At 62.7% G+C, this 255-nt stretch carries 1 protein-coding gene; it reads left to right on the forward strand.

Annotation, left to right across the window (positions count from 1 at the left end; genetic code table 11):
* A partial coding sequence (locus tag QP381_RS09215) for a cyclic nucleotide-binding domain-containing protein (protein ID WP_285068725.1) occupies positions 1 to 255 on the forward strand: 255 nt, incomplete at both ends.

Here is a 255-nt window from a genome sequence, read left to right on the forward strand (position 1 = left end):
CATCCTGGAGGTTGGCCCTCATACCGATCTGACCACGCAGGGTCAGCCCGTGCGCGCTGTGCACCTGGTACTCGACGGTCACGTTGCCCTGCACCGCGATTCCGACCAGGGCGACATTCTGCTGCACCATGCCACATCGGGACCCCTGATCGGGTTGGTGTCCCTGGCGCGCGGCGAAAACGCATTTTTCACGTCGACGACCACCACGCCGGTCAAGGTGGTGCGCCTGACCAATGAACAACTCCAGCTGGTCAT

It is taken from the genome of Pauljensenia sp. UMB6358, assembly GCF_030216865.1.
Lineage (GTDB): Bacteria > Actinomycetota > Actinomycetes > Actinomycetales > Actinomycetaceae > Pauljensenia > Pauljensenia turicensis_A.